A 21,657-nucleotide genomic window follows, 5' to 3' on the forward strand; every position below is an offset into this window, starting at 1 on the left:
AATGGGTCAGCAGCATCAGTTTAAATCAGGGAATAAAGCACCGAATAATGGTGTGTATATCGAGATCGGTGAAACTGGCAGTATGGTGAAAGATCCTTTAAAGATTAAGCTTAAAGCAGGCGATGTCTTTCCTGATAACTCGAACCATAATCGTGTTTGGACCTACCAAAGAAAGCCGTAAGCAATTGACTAAGAGTCAGCAGGAATAAGACTTTAGAGGCATGTGTCATGCCTCTTTTTTCTTTATAATAAAAAACAATTAAGTTCAAATTTTCAAATAAATAGTATGAAAAAGAGAGAACTTAAGGTAAAATATGTAATATATTGTTGAAAGGATTTGTGTGATGGAAAAGATGAATCTCAGTGAAAGTGTTTGGAATAAACGCTTCACCTCATTATTCATATCAAGACTCATTAAAAACACAGGGGAAAGTTTTGCTTTTACATCCGTCCTTTGGCTATTGATTTTAAGAGGGGATGGAGCGCTCGGTACAGGACTTCTTCTAGCAGTAACGGTTCTCCCTTCATCTTTGTTAGCCCCAATTTTAGGACCTCTTATGAAAAAGCACCATTTGTCTAAATGGATGTTCGCTTCAGATGTTGTTCGAGCAACAATTGTACTCATTATTCCACTTTTGCACTTTTCGCATCTATTGCCTCTATGGTTATTGATTTCATTAATGGTTATTCAATCGGCAACAGGTGCAGCATATAATCCAGCTTCGGTGGCGATCTTACCGCAGATTGTTCCAAAGCATCTCATTCAAAAAGCAAATGCAATCCTGCAATCTTCTTTTGAGATTGTTGCACTTGCAGCAGTCATGGTAGCTGGTCTTTTGGTTAAATTAATTGGACCTGCAGATACTCTGCTGATCACCACTGCTTTATTTGTGATTTCTGGTCTGTTTATTATCGGGGTCAAACTAAAGAAAACCGATGAAGAAAAAGCAGCGGGCATTAAACAAGCGAAGAATACATATTTGTATAACTTAAAAAGAGGGTTTCTCGTTGTCAAAAACCATCACATTTTATTTGCGCTCACGCTGTATTGTATCTTAATGAATGTCGCAGCAGCTCCGTGGCAGGCACTGTCAGCGGTATACGTAGCAGAAGCGCTGCAAAGCGACTCCATGGTGTATTCCATTTTAAGAGGTGTTGCCGCAGTTGGCGCGTTTATGATGGGCTTTGCTCTGGCAAAGGTGAAAATTAAGAGATTTGGTTTGTTCTTTATTGTCGCTGGCATGATTGAAGGGGCTGCATTCTTTATGACAGGGATGAGTACATGGCTGCCGGTTGTTCTGCTTGCTTCCTTTATTTTCGGAGCTGCTGTCAGTGCGATCAATGTGCCGGAAATGGTCATTATTCAAACATCTGTTGACCAAGAGGATCAGCCGCAAGTATATGCTGTGATCAATGCCTCATCAAATGTCTTTCTCCCGCTTGCAGCTGTCGTATCAGGCGTCCTGGCAGAAAGATTTGGAGCGGGACCTGTCATTGCTGGCGGAGGAATCCTTGAAATTTTATCAGGTATCGCGATCTTCCTGTTTACAGGGCTTGCGAAAAGCCATTTGACAGAGGACAAACAGAAGTCCGAAACCGTCGAGGTGTAAACAATAAAAACCCCCTGTATGTTTAAGGCAGGGGGTTTTAGCGTGCCGCAATCACTCTGCAAAAAGAAAAAAGAGCTAAACATCAATTTAGCTCTTTTTCACAAGTCATATTAAGAATGTTTTGTTGAACTTTCCGTTTCTTTCATTGGACTTACTTCAGCAAAGATGAATAAAATAACCGTAAACACAACTGCAAGAATGGAAGTGAGCGTAAAATCATAAGCAGCTCCATTCATAGAGGCAACGATGTAACCAGCCATATGTGTCAGCAGAAAAGTCCAAATGAGGGTGATAATATAATGCATAATCCCACCGTCCTTTATGTAATAATCTATTGATTATCATACCATAGATGCAAGTGAAGGGAAAAGACTGTTTTCCGCCTTTATGTGACCATTTTGAGACCTTCTGCTATAAAAATAAAAAGAATTCTTCTGTCTTTAGGGGATTTCCTTATTCCTACAAGAGTTGTTGTTCATATCATAGAAAGCAGAATCACTGAAAGGAGGCTGGCCATATGGGTGTAAGCGAACGTTTTTTCCAGCTTGGTTCCCAGTGGAACATCATTCACCTTCCTCAAAAACCAAATGGCTTTGGCATTCTAATCCTCGGTGACCGGAATCACTTTGTGCAGGAAAATACATCATTCTGGCTTCAGCATTATGGAAGAAACCAGCTTTTAACTGCCTTAAAGGATGAAGGATATACATTGTTTAATAGTCATCTTCATGGGAATCACTGGGGATGCGAAGATGCTGTTTTTAGCGCCAAGCAGCTCGTGCATCACACACTAAAACAAGAAATATTAAACCGGGAAATTCATGTGCTCGCAGAGGGAATGGGTGCACTTGTTGCCATGAGCCTTGCTGAGGAGATGCCTGAAGTACTAAGGTCCATTGCGATGGTGAATCCATGTCTGAATCTGGATGCACAACGAGAAAGAGAAAAGGAACACAAATTCTTTTATAAGCAGCTGCTCAAAGAGTTAGCAGAGAGCTATGGCTGTTCTGAAAAGGAAGCTGGAACGTATCCACTGCCTTCTTGTCCTGTTCATTCTGCTCATGTACCGATTCATATATGGCAAAGGCTAAACGGCGCACCTTATGCATATGAACTTCACGCAAAGCCTTTTATTGATCAGCATATGAAAAATCCAGAACATTGTCAGGTCGATCTCACGCTGCATATGTTTGATCATCCGAGAAGAATCTTTCAATCCATTCACAAGTTTTATAAATCGCATGAAAGAGAATTGTGATGAATAGGATGATAACAGCCCTTCATAGAAAGGGCTCTTCTTTTTATTCGATATTAAAAAAGGGGACATGAACATGGAAACAGGACTGATCATAGGGGCAGATGAGTTTTTTGGCCTGACACTTTGTGAATATATGATGAAAGAGGGCATTCAAGTGGATATCACGCGTCCTCATGATCTTAAAGAAGAACAAAAGGCACTGTTAGAAGAGCGGATGATGTGGCTGGGCAGAAATGATCTCGTTCGTGTCATTGACCTTCAGGATAGCAAGGACACGTATGACCTCATTTTTATTCAATCAGAGGAACCGCATAACAGGCAGAAAGACATCAAAGCAGAGCATGGCATGTACCAGATTCTTTATGAAAAACCTGAAAACGAATCAGCGAAACAGAATGTGCCGGCAGTTATTCTTCCTCGCATGTTCGGACCATGGACACTCAATGAAGATCAAACAAAGCGTGCAGATTCACTTTTTGTAGAAGATGTGGCAAAGGAATTGTTACAATGGGCATCGGACACAGGTCAAAGACAGGACATGACGTATGAATTGAAGGTAGAAAGCCAAACAGATGACAAACAAGCAGAAGACATGATTGCAGAATGGAAAAGACAAAACTCAACATTTTTCGACAAAAAGCAAGAATGATCTTCCATCTTATCTTTTTTCAGTATAAAATAAACCTATATTTAACATACAGGTTCATCACTGCATGTTGTAAAAGGGAGTTGAACATGGCATGAAGTACCAGCGGCTTGTCATGATCTTTTCGTTCCTTCTTCTATTATCTGCCTGCTCGCAGGCGCCTTTAAAAGGAAAAATTGAGAAGGTGGGTTTACTCGTCCCCGATACGATCAATGATCAAGTTTGGGGAACGAAAGGTTATAAAGGCTTATTAAGTATCCAATCAACATTTGGTGTAGATGTTTATTATAAGGAAGGAATGGTCGACAAGGAGAAAATCGTTGATGCCATTGAAGAATTCCATAAAAAAGGAGTCAATTTGATTATTGGCCATGGCAATGAATACAGTGAAATTTTTAACTTGATCAGTGAAGATTATCCAAACATACAATTTATTACGGTCAATGGAAACAAGCCTCAGGCGGGCAATGTCACAAACGTGACGTTTAAAGGTGAAGCGATGGGCTTTTTCGGAGGCATGACAGCTGCACATATGTCAAAAACAAAAAAGATTGGTATTCTTGCTACATATGATTGGCAAAGTGAAGTAGACGGCTTTATCAAAGGAGCAAAATATCAAGATGAACATGTACAAGTATTAGCAGAGTTTGTCGAAAACTGGGATGATGCTGACAAAGCGGTGGAGCTCTATCAAAAATTAAAAAAGCAGGGCGTTGATGTTGTGTATCCAGCAGGTGATGGTTATAATATCCCTGTCATTGAACAAATCAAAGCCGATAATTTATCAGCGATCGGGTACGTCACCGATCAATCCAACCTCGGCAGCCATACAGTTTTAACGAGCACTGTACAGCATGTTGATAAAGCGTATAGTATCATTGCAAAGAAGTTTAATGAAGGCAAGCTAAATGAACAAGATGAGTACTCCTTTGATTTTAAAGAAGGAGTGGTCGAGATGGGGAAATTTAGTTCCACCATTGACGACGCTTTTGTGAAAGACATTGAAAGTGATATTGCGTCATACAAAAAAACAGGTAAACTGCCAAATGAAAAGTGAGGAGACGACGACATGCAGCACGAAAAATCGATGGAATTTTTACAAATTGCCATGAAGTATTTTCCACAGGCGAAGGAAGAGTTAGATAAAGCAGGGATTCAGCTTGAGCCTGAAGCACTTCAGCCGCTTCTAACATTATTTACATCTGTCATGCAAGAAGCATACGAGCTTGGAAAAGCAGATGCAGAATCAGAAAAAGCCACAGAATAGTGGCTTTTTTTATGATAATTTTTTCTTGAAGGCACTAATCATAGGACCAACATCTTTAAACACAGGCTTCAGCTCATCGATGGAATTCATAATGTTCCCAATTTGATTCATGACATGCATGTAGTCAATTGAGTCCTCACTTGAAGATGTCTCCGCACGTTCCTCCTTTGCCTCTGTCTTGCTTTTCTCCTTTTCAAGCGGCTGTCCAAACATCATTGCTGAGAAAATATCTTTTTGCGCCATATCACATGTTCCTTTCTACTATTGGTATATATCATTAATCTATGAAAAAAGTGAGAGGAAAGGTTAGACGTTTGTATTGCCAAGAAGAAAAAAATAAGGTAAAATTAGTACCAGATACTAATATAAGATCACAATATCACATGCTCGTATGAGTAAAAGGAGTCTTATTCAATGAATGCTGGAATTATTGGCCTTGGCCGCTATATACCTGAAAAAGTATTAACAAATCATGATTTAGAAAAAATGGTTGAAACTTCTGACGAGTGGATTCGTACTAGAACAGGTATAGAAGAAAGAAGAATTGCATCTGATGATGTCAATACATCTCATATGGCGCTTGCTGCTGCAAAAAAAGCATTAGCTGACGCAGATGTGGCTGCAGAAGATATCGATATGATTCTTGTGGCGACAGTCACGCCAGATCAAGCATTTCCGACAGTTGCTTGCATGATTCAAGAGCAGCTCGGTGCACATAAAGCATGTGCAATGGATATTAGCGCTGCGTGTGCTGGCTTTATGTATGGGCTTGTTACTGGAAAACAATTTATCGAATCAGGAACTTACAAACACGTGCTTGTCGTCGGTGTTGAAAAGCTTTCTCGCATTACCGACTGGGATGACCGCAATACAGCTGTTTTGTTTGGAGATGGAGCTGGAGCTGCTGTGCTGGGAGAAGTCAGCGAAGGTAAAGGAATTCTATCATTTGAACTTGGAGCAGATGGAAGCGGCGGGAAGCACTTGTACTTAGATGAAAAAGATCATACAATCATGAATGGACGAGAAGTATTTAAATTTGCTGTAAGACAAATGGGCGAGTCAAGTGTAAATGTCATTGAAAAAGCTGGACTATCAAAAGAAGACGTTGATTTCTTGATCCCGCATCAAGCAAATATTCGCATTATGGAAGCAGCACGCGAACGCTTAGAGCTTCCAGTTGAAAAAATGTCGAAGACTGTCCATAAATATGGAAACACATCAGCAGCATCCATTCCAATCTCACTATGTGAAGAAATCGAAGCCGGAAAAATTCATGACGGCGATGTGATTGTAATGGTTGGTTTTGGTGGCGGATTAACTTGGGGCGCAATCGCTATGCGATGGGGCCGATAAAAGAGTGGGGTGCACAAATTAATGGATAAAAAACGAGTAGTTGTTACAGGATTAGGTGCTTTGACACCACTTGGCAACGATGTAGAGTCAACATGGAAAAATGCTTTAGCGGGTGTATCAGGGGTTGGACCGATTACACGTGTCGATTCAAGTGAATATACCGCAAAAGTAGCGGCAGAACTAAAAGATTTTAACATTGAAGATTACATGGAGAAAAAAGAAGCGCGAAAAATGGCACGCTTCACGCAATATGCAGTCGTTGCTGCTCAAAAAGCGCTGGAAGATTCACGTCTTGAAATCACAGATGAAATCGCACCGCGTGTTGGTGTATGGGTTGGGTCTGGTATTGGCGGACTTGAAACATTTGAAGAGCAGTTCGAAGTGTATTCAAATAAAGGGGCAAGACGCGTCAGTCCATTCTTCGTCCCAATGATGATTCCTGATATGGCGACAGGCCAAATCTCTATTGCACTTGGCGCAAAAGGGGTTAACTCTTGTACAGTGACAGCATGTGCAACAGGAACAAACTCAATTGGTGATGCATTTAAAGTTATTCAACGCGGCGATGCAGATGCGATGATCACAGGCGGAACAGAAGCGCCATTAACAAAAATGTCGTTTGCAGGTTTCTGTGCGAACAAAGCCCTTTCGACAAATCCTGATCCAAAGACAGCAAGCCGTCCATTCGACAAAAACCGTGACGGATTTGTCATGGGTGAGGGTGCAGGGATTATTGTTCTTGAAGAACTTGAGCATGCCTTAAAACGTGGTGCGACCATTTATGCAGAAATCGTTGGTTATGGTTCAACTGGAGATGCCTACCATATAACAGCACCAGCTCCAAATGGAGAAGGCGGCGTCCGTGCAATGAAAGAAGCGATTCGAGATGCAGGTTTGTCTGTGGAAGACATTGATTATATCAATGCCCACGGTACAAGCACACCTTACAATGATAAATTTGAAACAATGGCGATTAAAGAAGTGTTCGGAGAGCATGCAAACAAGCTTGCGATCAGTTCGACAAAATCAATGACAGGTCACTTACTTGGCGCAGCAGGCGGAGTAGAAGCCATTTTCTCTGTTCTTGCGATTAAAGACAGCGTCCTTCCTCCAACCATTAATCTTGAAACACCGGATGAAGAATGTGATCTTGATTATGTAGCAAATGAAGCACGTTCAAAAGAAGTACAAGTGGCTTTAAGTAACTCACTTGGTTTTGGCGGGCATAATGCGACAATTATTTTCAAAAAATACGAAGCATAATACTTGCTGAGAAAGCGGCGGTCGATAAACAGATCGCCGCTTTTTTGCATATGATGAAAATGGAGGTGTTCAGCGGTATGGGTCTGATCAATACACAATATCTCATTCATCAATCATCATCATTTCAGGAGCTTGCAGCGCGCTTTGTTCCTTATTTTAAAGGGGCCGAGGAAAAAGAATGGTCGTCTATCCTCGCTCACCTGCAACATCACGGGATGGTTCGGTCTTGGAGCTCGTGCAAAAACATGATCGACAAGCTCAAGGAAAAAGGGTACTTCAAGCTTGTCATGAAAGAATATCAAACGCTTCAAAAGCAGTGGGAAGGTCCAGACATTCCTGTGTTTATTTTACCTGTCAATGAGAGCAGCAGAGAAATCAGAGAGCAATTTTATTATCAATCCGGCATGGCATTTGATGACAAGGTCTTTCTTTTTTTGTCTCCAAATACCCCGAAGGAGCGAATCGGTACATTGCTGACTCATGAATATCACCATGTATGCAGGCTGCATTTTCTCTCAAAAGAAGAAAAAGACTTTACATTCCTCGATACAATCATGATGGAGGGGCTCGCTGAATATGCTGTGTATCATAGATATGGAGAAAACTATACAGCGAAATGGACCACCTTCTATAGCGAAGAACAGCTTCAGCGTATGTACAAGAAATGGGTATCCAGTCATCTTGATCAAAGAGTCCAGGACGACGAAAGGCTGATACAGAATCTTCTTTATGGAAAAGGGAACTACCCTAAAATGCTTGGTTACGCTACCGGGTTTTATATCGTGAAAAAATATTTCAATGAGCACCGAATCAGCGAGGAATCTATGATTGCAGAGCCAGCAGAAACCTTTTTAAAGGCAATAGAATCACAAAGTGAATAATTCACATAAAAAGAGACATATTACAAATTTACTAAATACTTCTTGATTTCGTCATAACGATGTAATAATATACAAATAATTCTTTTTATTTTTAAAATACAGAATATTCAAGTTCGATTCTATTGATCTAAGGAGAAAGGGGCGAATGAATGAGCACGCTGCTTGAAGTGCAAAACTTAAAAACATATTTTTTTCGAAAAAAGGAACCGATACCTGCTGTGGATGGCGTTGATTTCAGCATCAACAGAGGAGAAACTGTCGCATTAGTCGGTGAGTCTGGGTCTGGCAAAAGCATTACGTCCTTATCCATTATGGGTCTGATTCATGGCACGGGCGGGAAAATTATGGACGGTTCCATCAAACTTGATGGAAAGGACCTTGTTACATATAGTGAAAAGGAATTATGCAGCATCCGTGGTAATGATGTATCTATGATCTTTCAGGAACCCATGACCTCACTTAATCCCGTCTTAACCATCGGAGAACAAATAACAGAAATCCTCATCTATCACAAAAAACTTTCAAAAAAAGAAGCGGTCAAAAAAGCGGTTGATCTGCTGAAGCTTGTTGGTTTTTCCCGCCCGGAGCAAATCATGAAAGATTATCCGCATCGTTTATCAGGCGGCATGCGGCAAAGAGTGATGATTGCCATAGCGCTAAGCTGTGATCCGAAGCTTCTCATTGCAGATGAACCGACAACTGCCCTGGATGTGACCATTCAAGCACAGGTACTCACTTTAATGAAAGATTTATGCTCTACCTTTGGTACATCTATTCTTCTTATCACACATGATTTAGGTGTCGTGTCTGAAGTGGCAGATCGAGTGATTGTCATGTACTGCGGACAGGTTGTTGAAAATGGGACTGTCGAAGAGTTGTTTGAACAGCCGCTTCATCCTTACACAGAAGGGCTGCTTGAATCGATTCCTGTCATTGACGGAGACATACAGCCGTTAACAGCCATCAAAGGAAATGTTCCTGCGCCAGATCAGCTTCCAGCCGGATGCCGCTTTGCTCCTAGATGTCCGCAAGTGAAGGAACGCTGCCTTGGAGAACTGCCTAAGCTGAGAACATTTGAAGATGGCAGAAGCGTCAGATGTTTCTTATATGAGGAGGCAGACCACACATGACACTTGCTCAAAATCAAACACAAATAACAGACTTACCAGAGAAAGAAACGATCCTTGAACTGAAACAGATTCGAAAACATTTTCCGATTAAAGCGGGCGTCTTTCAGAAGAAAGTCGGTGCAGTGAAAGCTGTTGACGGCATAGACTTGAAGATTTATAAAGGTGAAACGTTAGGTATTGTCGGGGAGTCAGGATGCGGGAAATCCACCCTAGGCCGGACAATGATTCGCCTATACGAACCAACCGACGGTCAAATCTTTTTTAAAGGGCAAGACATCACGCGCGTGTCAGAATCAAAGCTAAGACAATCTACACGAAAAAACATCCAAATGGTTTTTCAAGATCCCTTTGCATCACTCAACCCTAGAAAAACACTTCGAAGCATCATCAAAGAACCCTACAAAACACATCACTTATATTCCTTAAAAGAAAGAAATGAAAAAGTAGAACAGCTTTTATCAAAGGTAGGTCTTCATCCAAGCTTTGCGAACCGCTATCCCCATGAATTTTCAGGCGGGCAGAGGCAGCGGATCGGCATCGCTCGTGCGCTTGCCATGAATCCCGACATGATCATCGCAGATGAGCCTGTATCAGCACTTGATGTATCTATTCAGGCGCAGGTTATTAATCTGATGGAGGAGCTTCAGGAGGAATTTGACCTTACCTATCTATTTATCTCTCACGATTTAAGTGTGGTCAGACATATTAGCGATAGAGTCGGCGTCATGTATCTCGGCAAAATGATGGAGCTTGCCGATAAGCACAGTCTGTACGATGAACCGCTCCATCCGTATACACAGGCTCTGCTTTCTTCCGTTCCTGTCACCCGTAAAAAAGGGCAGACGAAAAGAGAACGCATTATGCTGCAAGGCGATTTGCCGAGTCCTGCAAATCCGCCAAAAGGCTGCGTATTTCACACAAGATGCCCGCATGCGAAAGAAATCTGTAAAGAAAAAGTACCAGCATTTCAAGAATTAAAAACGAACCACTTTGTTGCCTGCCACCTCTACAACGCTTGATCAAGCTTGTATGATCTCATCTTTGAGAGGGGGGATGAAACAGGATTCAGTCATTATTTTTAAAAAAGAATAGGGGGAATTGTCTATGAAAGGTAGAAATAGAAAGTCCATTCTGGTCAGTTTACTGCTGATTTTTACATTAATCCTTGCTGCTTGTTCTGGTGGAAATAAAACGTCTGGAGACAGTGAAAAGAAATCCACAGGTAAACCGGTACAAGGCGGCGATCTTGTCATCGGTTCAATTGCAGAGCCAACATTATTTAACTCGCTGTATTCTACAGATGTGGCAAGCTCTGATATTGAGGAAAGAATCTACAGCTTCTTACTTCAAACAGACGGAAAGCTCAACCCTCAGCTATCGCTGGCAGAGGATATTAAAGAATCGGATGATGGCAAGCAGTTTGATGTCACCATTAAAAAAGGTGTGAAGTTTCATGATGGTGAAGAACTGACTGCTGATGATGTTGTGTTTACATACAGCATACCAATCAATAAGGACTACAACGGGGAGCGCGGATCAGGCTTTGAAGTTTTAGAGTCTGTTAAAAAGACAGGGGACTACTCGATCGAATTCAAGCTCAATAAAAAAGATCCTTATTTTTATAATGTCACACTAGGAAGCTACGGTATTTTACCTAAGCATATTTTAGGTGATGTGCCTATAAAAGATCTAGGTGAAAACGAATTTAACCGAAAAAAACCAATCGGTTCAGGTCCATTTAAATTCGCAGAATGGAAAGAAGGAGACTACGTCAAACTAGAAGCCTTTGACGATTATTGGGATGGACGTCCTTACCTTGATACTGTCACCATTAAAACCATTCCTGATCAGAATGCAGCGATTGCCCAGCTGTCAGCAGGAGATATTGATTTCTTTGCTGTACCAGGATCCGAGCTGCAAACAGCTGAAAAAGTGAGCAACATTAAAATCGAATCTGATCTAGGACTCAATTATTCATACATTGGCTGGAACCAGAAAAATGAACTCTTTAAAAGTAAAAAGGTCCGCCAAGCACTGACACATGCCATTGATCGTCAAACGATTGTTGACCAAGTGCTAGATGGAGACGGCAAAGTAGCCAATATTCCAGAAAGTCCGCTGTCATGGAACTATCCAAAGGATGAAAATGTTCCAGTGTTTGAGTTTGATCAAGAAAAAGCGAAAAAGATGCTGAAAGAAGAGGGCTGGGAGGATACAGATGGAGACGGCTATCTTGATAAAGATGGCAAGAAATTCTCCTTTGTCATAAAGACCAACCAAGGAAATAAAGTTCGTGAAGATATCGCTGTCGTTGTCCAGCAGCAGCTCAAAGAAATCGGTGTAGAAGCGAAGCCGCAAATTGTGGAATTCAGTGCACTCATTGAGCAGACGACACCGCCTAAGTGGGATTATGATGCGCTTCTGCTCGGCTGGAGCCTTGCGACATTCCCTGATCAATTCAGCATATTCCACTCAAGCCAGTCAGAAAAAGGTTTAAATAACATCTGGTATAAAAATAAAGAGGTCGATAAGCTGTTAGTTGATGCTAAAAACTTAAGCGATCGAAAAGATTATTCAAAGGCATATGAAAAAATTTATAAACTGATCGCAGAGGATCAGCCGTATACGTTCCTTTACTATGCTAACTCACATCGTGCTATGCCATCTAATCTCCAAGGCTACTCTTACCACCCGAAAGATGAATATTACAAAATCGAAAAATGGTGGCTTGAACAGTAGGCTGATAGTGAAGAAGGGGGGATTCTCCCCTTTCACCGTGAGAACAATCCCTTGCATTCGGTGTCAGTTCTCTGCGTGGGTGCTAAAAAGATCACTTCGTTCGCTCCGCATCAGCACGAGAATTCAAGGGTTTTCAGATCACGCTGAAAAGCAGACAAAGGGCTAAAATACCATCATTTTGGCCTTTTTTTTACAGATTGGCGATCCGATGAAAAAGGAGTTGTGCATATGGTTACATATATCATTAGAAGGACATTACTCTCCATTCCCATTTTATTAGGGATTACTATCTTGTCCTTTGCCATTATGAAAGCAGCACCAGGCGATCCGATGTCACTCATGATGGACCCTACCATTAGTGCGGCAGACCGGGAAGCCTTTATTGACAAGTACGGCTTGAACGATCCTGAATATGTGCAATATATGAAATGGCTTGGCAATATGCTTCAAGGTGACTTTGGCACATCCATTGTCAAAAAGGGAACACCCGTGGCTGATTTGATTTTTGCCCGGCTGCCAAATACCCTCATCCTCATGATCTTTTCTACATTAGTTGCCCTGCTGATCGCCATTCCATTTGGTGTCCTTTCAGCAAAACGTCCATATACAAAGCTTGACTATGGCATTACGGTTACATCTTTTATCGGACTGGCTATTCCAAACTTTTGGTTTGGTCTCATCCTCATTATGGTTTTATCGGTGAACCTGGGTTGGTTTCCAACTGGCGGAGTTTCTACCTTGAATGCCGATTTTAATGTGTTAGACCGGCTCCATCATATCATTTTACCTGCCTTTGTTTTAGCAACTGCTGATATGGCAGGGCTGACCCGGTACACAAGGTCGAGTATGCTTGATGTGATGAGGCAGGATTACATCCGCACAGCAAGAGCGAAAGGCTTTAGAGAAAACAAAGTCATTTTTAAGCATGGTTTAAGAAACGGTCTTATGCCTGTCATAACGATTTTCGGATTAATGATACCATCTTTTATTGGCGGCGCAGTCGTGGTGGAACAAATCTTCACCTGGCCTGGACTTGGAAAGCTGTTCATTGATTCTGCCTTTTCGAGAGATTATCCGGTCATTATGGCAATGACCGTTATTTCCGCAGTGCTTGTGGTGGTTGGAAATTTAATAGCGGATATTTTATATGCGATCGTTGATCCGCGTATTGAATATTAGAAGGGAGCTGAAGCACAATTGGCACAGCCTAATATGGGAACACCTCCTGTTGATATCAAATTAAAGGAGGGCCTTCCGCCAAAGCCTGAGACGATGCTGCGTTTGTTTTGCGAGAAATTTTTCAAAAATAAATTGGCGGTTGCCGGCTCCGTGATCTTATTGATCATTATTTTTTCTGCCATTTTCGCTCCAGTGATCGCTCCATATGCACCAGAGCATCAAGATTTATTGAAGCGGCTCCAGCCGCCAAGTGCTGAGCATTTTATGGGCACAGACAAGTTTGGCCGTGATATTTTCTCAAGGGTGCTATATGGCGCGCGCGTTTCTTTATTGGTCGGTTTCGTCTCGGTGGTTGGTGCAATCACTATTGGAACTGTCGTTGGCGCGGTCGCGGGGTATTTCAAAGGGTTTGTTGATTCCTTGTTAATGAGGTTTGTGGATGTCGTGTTGTCGATTCCAGACATTTTCCTATTGATCACGCTCGTCACCATTTTCAAACCGGGCATTGATAAATTGATTTTAATCTTTGCTTTGACAGGCTGGACAACAACCGCCAGGCTCATACGCAGTGAATTCTTATCACTTCGAACAAGAGAATTCGTCCTCGCGGCAAGAACCATTGGAACGAAAAATCATGTCATCATCTTTTCACATATTTTACCGAACTGTATCGGTCCTATTATTGTATCAGCTACATTAAAAGTAGGCTCCGTCATTTTAGCTGAATCAACGCTCAGCTACCTTGGCTTTGGTATTCAGCCGCCAACAGCAAGCTGGGGCAACATGCTGCAAGATGCACAAAATTTCTCGATTATGGTGCAAGCGTGGTGGTACCCGCTTTTCCCAGGTTTACTCATTTTGCTGACTGTTTTATGCTTTAATTTTTTAGGAGATGGGCTGAGAGATGCGCTTGATCCTAAAAAGCTGAAATAAAGTTTAAAGGGGCTCTGCGGTTCCTGAACGAAAGAAAGACATGAAGCCATCATATACTCACGTTGAAGTTTTGATAAAGTTGGAATAATTTCTCTATCCCTTGCCCATACTGTGGACAACAGTTTTTATAAAGTGAGGGATTGGTTATGTTATTTCTTCATGACGTATGGGTGAATTGGTTTGAAGGGGAAGAAAATGGCTACAATGTGTGTCATTTTCATGAGTGGCGTAAGGAGGACAGCGTTGAACTGTTAGATCAAGTGCCTTTACTTAAGGTGCAGAGTCCTTTGTTTGATTACATAGAAAATGATCTTTCAGAGCTGCCAAAGACACTGCTAGAGTCTGTATTTGAGAAATCTTATATTCGAAAAAATCATGAACGCCGTAAATTAGAGTATTGCTTTGTGGTCACAGACGGCATTCGAATTATTGCGGTAGATACGATTGGGTATTCCATACCTGTGAGAAAAAGCCGCTTGATCCCAAGGCAGGAGCAATTGGTGTATGAAATGGTGAAAGATGTGAAGGCAGAGGAATATGAATTTTCTAAGGACAGCCTTGAATCGACGAAAGAGTATCACATTCTATCACTGCCGCCGCAGCATATCAGCGGATTAACGAGAAAAGAAAGACAGCTGAAACAACTGATGTTTATGGCGCTCGATCAATTAAAAGGGCTCAAAAACAGGGCGGAGATTGCGTATTGGTATACGGAATGGAACCCGCGCATGTACAACCAAATCAAACGAATGTCTTTCGAAGAGATTTGGAACATGCTTTACAATGAAACGATTGATGGGTGGTCAGAGAATCATTTAGCCTTCTGTGAAAAAATGATTAAAGGACAGCCTTTTTTCGAAAAGCTTTGGGAAATGGAAAACGAATCAAAAGTAAATTAGAAAAAGCTTGCAGCGAGTCGTGCTGCAAGCTTTTTTTATTTGCGTTTTCTGCCAAGACCCATCGCATTCTCCATTTTTTTCAGCATTTTGTTTGCTGCGCGGTTTGCTTTTTCAGCACCTTCGTCTAGAATACGGTCAAGCTCGTCTGATTCAATGAGTTCATAGTATCGATCTTGAATTGGTTTTAAAGCATCAACGACAACGTTCGCAAGATCTCCTTTAAACTCACCATATCCTTTGCCTTCGTACTTTTGCTCCAGCTCTGCAATGGATATGTTGCCTAATACAGAATAAATCGTCAGCAAGTTGGCTATACCAGGCTTGTTCTCTTTGTCATACTTGACGATGCCTTCTGAATCCGTCACAGCACTTTTAATTTTCTTTTCAAGCTGCTTTGGTTCATCTAATAAGGTAATGAAAGATTTTTGGTTCGGATCGGATTTGCTCATTTTTTTCGTTGGATCTGTTAAAGACATAATCCGCGCGCCTTCTTTTGGAATTTTCACTTCAGGCACAGTGAAGATGTCATTGTACTTTCGGTTAAAGCGTTCAGCGAGCGTTCTAGTCAATTCAAGATGCTGTTTTTGGTCTTCTCCAACAGGGACTAAATCAGTACCATATAATAAGATATCGCCAGCCATTAATGGGGGATACGTTAATAGGCCTGAAACAACTGCTTCTTTACCAGCGGATTTGTCCTTAAATTGGGTCATTCTTTCTAATTCCCCAATATAAGCAACACATTGAAGCATCCATCCTGCCTGGGCGTGAGCAGGTACCTCTGATTGGATAAACAATGTCGCTTTCTCTGGATCAAGACCAACAGCTAAATAAAGAGCTGCTAAGCTTCTAATATTTTGACGGAGAGCTAATCGGTCCTGACTCACTGTAATCGCATGTTGATCGACAACACAAAAATAGCCATTATAGTCATGCTGCAAATCGACAAATTGCTTCATTGCTCCAATATAGTTCCCTAATGTGACAGAACCGCTCGGCTGAATGCCTGAAAAAATTGTCTTCTTTGTCATACTAAAACCTCTTTTCTTCAATATAAAAAGGCCCACCCATCACTTTTCAACAGAAAAGGGACGAATGAACCGTGGTACCACCCTTGTTATTTCACATAGAAATCACTCAAGACGTTGATAACGGAGACTGCTCCGTCTAAGCCTACTCACTTTTTTAGAAGTGTTCGGTTAGCTGCTCCAAAGCCCATTCCATACATGCCATTATCTGCTCACACCGGCCGCAGACTCTCTGTAAATGGTGAATATATGTACTCTTCTTTTTCATCGCAACAATATGTCTATCTATTATAAAGGATGACCATGAAAAAGTCACGAAGCCATTATGTGACCTTCTCATCATGCCTATTGACACTTAAAATTTTAGATAAAATACCAAATATCTGTCAGAATTTTTTAAAAAAGGATGATTAATTATATGTATAAAACATTATTCCTGCTGAATTTGTTAAATTATTTTAATCAATTTACGCTTTAATTTGTTGAAGTGATTGAGACTTTAGTTTATAAAAATCCCTCTTTATCCCCATTTACGTTTTTAAAAAATATATGAAATTGATATTGCAATAAATTATTCTATTCATTATAATGAATTTGTTCACACGTTTGTGCTAGGCTCTTTACATAGTGAAAATTCAGAAAAAACAAAAGAAATAGAAAGTAAGCTATTTAGGGACTTTTTTACGCTATTTCTTAAATCTGAATCTCATCTTCTATCGAGACCTTTGAACTAAAAACATATTATAAGGGGGAATACAGTTGAAAAAGCGTTGGTCTGTTGTTACTTTAATGCTTATTTTCACACTTGTATTAAGCGCTTGTGGTTTCAGCGGAAACAAATCAGGCGACAGCACGAGCAGTTCTGGAGAGGCTAAAACAACATTAAATGTGAATATCTCCACTGAGCCTTTTTCTCTACATCCGGGATTGGCAAATGATTCAACTTCAGGTAGTGTCATCCGTCAGACTTTTGAGGGATTAACAAGAATTAACGCTGAAGGAAAGCCAGAAAATGCAATGGCTTCTGATATCAAAACAAGTGCTGATGGTAAAACTTATACATTCACACTTCGTGATGCAAAATGGTCTAATGGTGACCCTGTAAAAGCAGAAGATTTTGAATATGCTTGGAAATGGGCATTAGATCCTAAAAATGAATCTCAATATGCTTACCAGCTTTACTATATTAAAGGTGCTGAAGCAGCAAACAAAGGGAAAGCGAAAGTTGCTGATGTTGGCATTAAAGCTAAAGACGACAAAACGCTTGTAGTTGAGCTAGAGAACCCAACACCGTTCTTTACTGAACTAACTGCATTCTATACTTATATGCCAGTCAACAAAAAAGTGGCTGAAAAGAATAAAAACTGGTACACAAATGCTGGTGAAAACTACGTATCTAACGGACCATTCGTTCTTTCTAAATGGAAACATGGCGGTTCTATCACGCTTGAAAAGAACAATGAATACTGGGATAAAGATACTGTGAAATTGAAAAAAATCAACATGTCTATGATCAAAGATACAAACACTGAACTTAGCATGTTCAAAAAAGGCGAGCTTGACTGGGCTGGTTCTCCGACTGGAAGCCTTCCAACTGAGTCTTTAAAAACATTGAAAAAAGAGGGCGGTCTGAAAATCCAAACGATCGCTGGTATCTATAACTACAAATTCAACACAGAAGTAAAACCTTTAAACAATGCAAACATCCGTAAGGCCCTTGCATACTCAATCAACCGTCAAGCGATCGTTGACAAAATTACGCAAGGTGAACAAGTTCCAGCAATGGCAATCGTTCCACCAACAATGGAAGGATTCACAGACAACAAAACTGGCTACTTCAAAGATCACGATGTAGATACAGCTAAAAAGCTTCTTGAAAAAGGTGCGAAAGAATTAGGTTATAAGTCTGTTTCTGATCTTCCAACATTGAAACTTTCTTACAACACAGATGAAGGCCACCAAAAGATTGCACAAGCAATTCAAGAAATGTGGAAAAAAGATTTAGGTGTGAAAGTTGAACTTGATAACTCTGAGTGGAACGTATACATCGACAAAATCCACAGCGGAGACTACCAAATCGGACGTATGGGCTGGTTAGGTGACTTCAACGATCCAGTGAACTTCCTTGAGCTTTACAAAGATAAAGACGGTGGAAACAACGACACTGGATGGGAAAGCAAAGAGTACAAACAATTGTTGAATGATTCTGCAAAAGAAACAGATAAAACGAAGCGTGAAGAAATGCTGAAAAAAGCAGAAGAAATCATCATCAACGATATGCCTGTAGCACCAATTTACTTCTACACTCAGCTTTGGGTACAAGATCCAAAACTTAAAGGTGTAGTTGTATCTGGACTAGGTGATGTTCAATACAAATGGGCACATTTCGAAAAGTAAGAGTAATAGTGTAAGAGATCTACGGCAAGGATCTTAAGGTATATGGAGGATGTCTCTCCATATACCTTTCTTGCTGATTAGAGAAATTGTTGTAAAATCATGGAGGTGCAATTCCGTTGCTTAAATATATCGGTAAGCGATTAATATATATTTTAATCACACTGTTTGTTATTGTAACTGCAACTTTCTTTCTCATGCAGGCAGCACCTGGTGGTCCATTCTCTGGAGAGAAGAAACTTCCTGCTGAAATTGAAGCAAACCTAAACGAGCACTACGGATTGGACAAGCCCTTATTTGTTCAATATGTAAACTACCTAGGTTCAGTTGCAACATTAGATTTTGGTCCCTCATTTAAATATAAAGGACAAACCGTAAATGACTTAATCAGTTCTGGATTCCCCGTTTCCTTTACCCTCGGAATTGAGGCAATTCTCCTCGCATTAGCATTTGGTGTATTGTTTGGGGTCCTTGCAGCGCTCTATCATAACAAGTGGCAAGACTATACGATTGCCATTTTAACGATCTTTGGAATTTCAGTTCCAAGTTTCATTTTAGCGGCGCTACTACAATATGTATTTGCATCTGAGGCAAGTATTATAGCGATCTTCCCAGTTGCAGGATGGGAGTCTTGGGCAAGCACCGTACTACCTTCTATTGCACTTTCCTTCATGCCAATGGCATTTATCGCTAGACTTGCACGGTCAAGTATGCTTGAAGTACTAAATAGTGACTACATTAGAACGGCTAGAGCGAAAGGGTTAACAAAATCTGCTGTGACGATCAAACACGCCATCCGAAACGCATTGTTACCTGTTATCACATACATGGGACCAATGGCTGCTTCAGTTTTAACAGGTAGTTTTGTCGTTGAGAAGATTTTTGGTATTCCTGGCTTAGGCTCTCACTTTGTCACAAGCATTACAAACCGTGATTACACCGTCATCATGGGTGTCACAGTCTTCTACAGTATTATTCTATTAATCAGTATTCTAGTCGTTGACGTCCTCTACGGTATTATCGATCCTAGAATTAAACTGACGAAGGCGAAGAAAGGGGTCTAACACATGGAAGAGATGAGAAAAGATTTATTTGTGCCTGCGACAGCTGACGCAGCAGAATCTGAAAAAATTTCTAAACCTAGTCTATCTTTATGGAAGGATGCCATGCTTCGCTTCCGTGCCAATAAACTTGCAATGGTTGGACTTACAATCATTTTTATTATCGTGATGCTGGCCATCTTTGTTCCGATGTTTTCTAAATACGATTACTCTACGACTGATTTGCTGAATGCTGACCAGCCGCCTTCAAAAGAACACTGGTTTGGTACAGATGATTTAGGACGTGACATGTTTGTCCGTACATGGGTCGGGGCAAGAATTTCGATCTTTATCGGGCTTGCTGCAGCGGTGCTTGACGTGATTATCGGTATTATCTGGGGAAGTATTGCTGCATTCAAAGGCGGCCGTACAGATGAAGTGATGATGCGTATCGCAGACGTTTTATGGGCAATTCCAACACTATTAATGGTTATCTTAATGATGGTTGTTCTGCCAAAAGGATTATTAACGATTATCCTCGCCATGACAGTCGTAGGCTGGATTAACATGGCACGTATTGTTCGGGGACAGGTTTTACAATTAAAGAGTCAAGAATACGTTCTTGCAGCACAAACATTAGGTGCGAAAACATCTAGACTTTTATTTAAACACTTAATTCCAAACTCAATGGGACCAATCCTTGTGACGATGACATTAACGATTCCTTCTGCTATCTTCACAGAGGCATTCCTAAGCTACCTAGGGCTTGGTGTACCGGCTCCGTTAGCGAGCTGGGGAACAATGGCGTCTGACGGAATTCCAGCCATGACGTATTACCCTTGGAGATTATGGTTCCCAGCCGCATTTATCTGTATTACAATGTTTGGTTTTAACGTGGTTGGAGACGGACTAAGAGACGCTTTAGATCCGAAGTTGCGTAAATAAGGAGTGATTAGGATGGAACGTGAACGTATTCTAGAGGTGAAAGACCTTGCAATCTCATTTAAAACATATGGTGGAGAGGTTCAAGCCATTCGTGGTGTGAACTTCCACTTAAATAAAGGCGAGACACTTGCTATTGTAGGTGAATCTGGCTCTGGTAAAAGTGTGACATCACAAGCGATCATGAGATTAATTCCGATGCCGCCAGGTTATTTCAAGCGCGGACAGATCCTGTTTGATGGCCAAGATATTGTCAAGAAAACTGAAAAACAAATGCAAACCATTCGAGGAAAAGATATCTCAATGATCTTCCAAGATCCGATGACGTCTTTGAATCCAACGATGAAAGTCGGGAAACAAATTACAGAAGTGCTGTTCAAGCATGAACAAATTTCAAAAGAAGCGGCTGAAAAAAGAGCCATTGAACTATTGGAGCTCGTTGGAATTCCAATGCCTGAAAAAAGAATTAAACAATATCCGCACGAATTTAGTGGCGGGATGAGACAAAGGGTTGTCATCGCCATGGCGCTTGCAGCAGATCCAAAGCTGCTGATTGCCGATGAGCCGACGACTGCACTTGATGTAACAATTCAAGCACAAATTTTAGAATTAATGAAAGAAATTCAGCAAAAGGTTGACACTTCGATTATCTTTATTACGCATGATCTAGGTGTTGTTGCCAACGTCGCTGATCGTGTAGCTGTTATGTATGCAGGACAGATTGTGGAGACAGGGACTGTCGATGAAATTTTCTACAATCCTAAGCATCCGTATACATGGGGACTTTTAGCATCCATGCCGAGTCTTGACACAGATGGCGGAGATGAAGGAAAGCTGACTGCCATTCCAGGAACACCGCCAGATCTGACAAACCCGCCGAAAGGAGATGCATTTGCACTCCGCAGCGATTATGCAATGAAAATTGACTTTGAACAAGAACCGCCAATGTTCAAAGTATCAGATACGCATTATGTGAAATCATGGCTACTTCATCCGAATGCACCTAAAGTTGAACCGCCTGCTTCTGTAAAGGCGAGAATGCGTGAACTAGAAGGTAGCTACGAAAAACCTGTATTAGTAAAAGAGGGTGAATAG

At 41.1% G+C, this 21,657-nt stretch carries 22 protein-coding genes and 1 other annotated feature; of the genes, 19 read left to right on the plus strand and 3 right to left on the minus strand.

The annotated features are described in order from the left end of the window. The first annotated feature begins 1 nt into the window (after nucleotide 1). Both NSS80_RS05670 and NSS80_RS05675 read left to right on the plus strand, forming a co-directional pair. Entirely contained in the window at nucleotides 2-181 is a 180-nt protein-coding gene (locus tag NSS80_RS05670; RefSeq protein ID WP_008348517.1) for a YjzC family protein, read from the plus strand. Nucleotides 182-344: 163 nt separating this feature from the next. Then, a complete protein-coding gene (locus NSS80_RS05675; RefSeq protein WP_034282089.1) occupies nucleotides 345-1,610 on the plus strand; it encodes an MFS transporter in 1,266 nt (421 codons plus the stop codon). A 110-nt stretch (nucleotides 1,611-1,720) separates the two neighbouring features. Here the strand turns inward: NSS80_RS05675 and NSS80_RS05680 are convergent, their stop codons facing one another. Further along, on the minus strand, nucleotides 1,721-1,915 hold the full coding sequence (locus NSS80_RS05680; RefSeq protein WP_003211779.1) for a YjzD family protein: 195 nt from the start codon (nucleotides 1,913-1,915) through the stop codon (nucleotides 1,721-1,723). Between the two features lie 212 nt (nucleotides 1,916-2,127). Here NSS80_RS05680 and NSS80_RS05685 point away from each other — a divergent pair, with 212 nt between their 5' ends. The 4 genes from NSS80_RS05685 (at nucleotide 2,128) to NSS80_RS05700 (ending at nucleotide 4,781) form a co-directional block, all read left to right on the plus strand. Beyond that, nucleotides 2,128-2,868, plus strand: coding sequence for a hypothetical protein (locus NSS80_RS05685; protein WP_135032345.1), 741 nt, complete (start codon nucleotides 2,128-2,130; stop codon nucleotides 2,866-2,868). 73 nt (nucleotides 2,869-2,941) lie between these two features. Then, nucleotides 2,942-3,517, plus strand: a complete 576-nt coding sequence (locus tag NSS80_RS05690) for a hypothetical protein (RefSeq protein ID WP_024426490.1) — start codon at nucleotides 2,942-2,944, stop codon at nucleotides 3,515-3,517. Nucleotides 3,518-3,608: 91 nt separating this feature from the next. Continuing rightward, nucleotides 3,609-4,571, plus strand: a complete 963-nt coding sequence (locus tag NSS80_RS05695; RefSeq protein ID WP_024425055.1) for a BMP family ABC transporter substrate-binding protein — start codon at nucleotides 3,609-3,611, stop codon at nucleotides 4,569-4,571. A 12-nt stretch (nucleotides 4,572-4,583) separates the two neighbouring features. Beyond that, nucleotides 4,584-4,781: a ComZ family protein gene (locus NSS80_RS05700; RefSeq protein ID WP_024425054.1), complete on the plus strand. Its 198-nt coding sequence runs from the start codon at nucleotides 4,584-4,586 to the stop codon at nucleotides 4,779-4,781. A 9-nt stretch (nucleotides 4,782-4,790) separates the two neighbouring features. Here the strand turns inward: NSS80_RS05700 and NSS80_RS05705 are convergent, their stop codons facing one another. Beyond that, nucleotides 4,791-5,024 carry a hypothetical protein gene (locus NSS80_RS05705; protein WP_024426489.1) on the minus strand — a complete coding sequence of 78 codons (234 nt, stop codon included), beginning with the start codon at nucleotides 5,022-5,024 and terminating at the stop codon, nucleotides 4,791-4,793. A 171-nt stretch (nucleotides 5,025-5,195) separates the two neighbouring features. Between NSS80_RS05705 and NSS80_RS05710 the strand changes: the two genes are divergently transcribed. The 9 genes from NSS80_RS05710 (at nucleotide 5,196) to NSS80_RS05750 (ending at nucleotide 15,158) form a co-directional block, all read left to right on the plus strand. Then, the gene (locus NSS80_RS05710) at nucleotides 5,196-6,134 is read left to right on the plus strand and encodes a beta-ketoacyl-ACP synthase III (RefSeq protein WP_024425052.1); all 939 of its coding nucleotides are present in this window, start codon (nucleotides 5,196-5,198) and stop codon (nucleotides 6,132-6,134) included. Nucleotides 6,135-6,155: 21 nt separating this feature from the next. After that, nucleotides 6,156-7,397, plus strand: a complete 1,242-nt coding sequence (fabF, locus tag NSS80_RS05715) for a beta-ketoacyl-ACP synthase II (protein ID WP_024425051.1) — start codon at nucleotides 6,156-6,158, stop codon at nucleotides 7,395-7,397. Nucleotides 7,398-7,474: 77 nt separating this feature from the next. Further along, nucleotides 7,475-8,278, plus strand: coding sequence for a DUF2268 domain-containing protein (locus tag NSS80_RS05720; protein ID WP_024425050.1), 804 nt, complete (start codon nucleotides 7,475-7,477; stop codon nucleotides 8,276-8,278). 149 nt (nucleotides 8,279-8,427) lie between these two features. Further along, complete coding sequence (locus NSS80_RS05725; RefSeq protein WP_025093401.1) at nucleotides 8,428-9,408, plus strand: ABC transporter ATP-binding protein; 981 nt, start codon at nucleotides 8,428-8,430, stop codon at nucleotides 9,406-9,408. Continuing rightward, nucleotides 9,405-10,427, plus strand: coding sequence for a dipeptide ABC transporter ATP-binding protein (locus NSS80_RS05730; RefSeq protein ID WP_041110125.1), 1,023 nt, complete (start codon nucleotides 9,405-9,407; stop codon nucleotides 10,425-10,427). Before NSS80_RS05725 ends, NSS80_RS05730 begins: the two co-directional genes overlap by 4 nt. Nucleotides 10,428-10,512: 85 nt before the next feature. Then, a complete protein-coding gene (locus tag NSS80_RS05735) occupies nucleotides 10,513-12,147 on the plus strand; it encodes a peptide-binding protein (RefSeq protein ID WP_024425049.1) in 1,635 nt (544 codons plus the stop codon). Between the two features lie 228 nt (nucleotides 12,148-12,375). Next, nucleotides 12,376-13,326 (plus strand): ABC transporter permease, encoded by a 951-nt coding sequence (locus NSS80_RS05740; protein WP_024426486.1) that lies wholly within the window; start codon nucleotides 12,376-12,378, stop codon nucleotides 13,324-13,326. A 33-nt stretch (nucleotides 13,327-13,359) separates the two neighbouring features. Then, the gene (opp4C, locus tag NSS80_RS05745; RefSeq protein ID WP_080769820.1) at nucleotides 13,360-14,259 is read left to right on the plus strand and encodes an oligopeptide ABC transporter permease; all 900 of its coding nucleotides are present in this window, start codon (nucleotides 13,360-13,362) and stop codon (nucleotides 14,257-14,259) included. Between the two features lie 146 nt (nucleotides 14,260-14,405). After that, on the plus strand, nucleotides 14,406-15,158 hold the full coding sequence (locus tag NSS80_RS05750) for a YjbA family protein (protein WP_024426484.1): 753 nt from the start codon (nucleotides 14,406-14,408) through the stop codon (nucleotides 15,156-15,158). Between the two features lie 35 nt (nucleotides 15,159-15,193). On the opposite strand, the gene trpS is transcribed toward NSS80_RS05750, so the two are convergent. Beyond that, nucleotides 15,194-16,189: a tryptophan--tRNA ligase gene (trpS, locus tag NSS80_RS05755; RefSeq protein ID WP_024425046.1), complete on the minus strand. Its 996-nt coding sequence runs from the start codon at nucleotides 16,187-16,189 to the stop codon at nucleotides 15,194-15,196. Between the two features lie 53 nt (nucleotides 16,190-16,242). Then, nucleotides 16,243-16,463: a binding site (T-box leader), on the minus strand. A 482-nt stretch (nucleotides 16,464-16,945) separates the two neighbouring features. On the opposite strand from trpS, the gene NSS80_RS05760 reads away from it, so the two are divergent. The 4 genes from NSS80_RS05760 to NSS80_RS05775 all read left to right on the plus strand — a co-directional run bounded on the left by NSS80_RS05760 (nucleotide 16,946) and on the right by NSS80_RS05775 (nucleotide 21,657). Further along, nucleotides 16,946-18,583 (plus strand): peptide ABC transporter substrate-binding protein, encoded by a 1,638-nt coding sequence (locus NSS80_RS05760; RefSeq protein WP_024425045.1) that lies wholly within the window; start codon nucleotides 16,946-16,948, stop codon nucleotides 18,581-18,583. 116 nt (nucleotides 18,584-18,699) lie between these two features. After that, nucleotides 18,700-19,644 (plus strand): ABC transporter permease, encoded by a 945-nt coding sequence (locus NSS80_RS05765; protein WP_024425044.1) that lies wholly within the window; start codon nucleotides 18,700-18,702, stop codon nucleotides 19,642-19,644. Nucleotides 19,645-19,647: 3 nt separating this feature from the next. Beyond that, nucleotides 19,648-20,565: an ABC transporter permease gene (locus tag NSS80_RS05770; RefSeq protein WP_024425043.1), complete on the plus strand. Its 918-nt coding sequence runs from the start codon at nucleotides 19,648-19,650 to the stop codon at nucleotides 20,563-20,565. Between the two features lie 3 nt (nucleotides 20,566-20,568). Further along, complete coding sequence (locus NSS80_RS05775) at nucleotides 20,569-21,657, plus strand: ABC transporter ATP-binding protein (protein ID WP_087975602.1); 1,089 nt, start codon at nucleotides 20,569-20,571, stop codon at nucleotides 21,655-21,657.

It is taken from the genome of Bacillus sp. FSL M8-0350, from assembly GCF_038593345.1.
In the GTDB taxonomy this organism is placed as follows: domain Bacteria; phylum Bacillota; class Bacilli; order Bacillales; family Bacillaceae; genus Bacillus; species Bacillus safensis.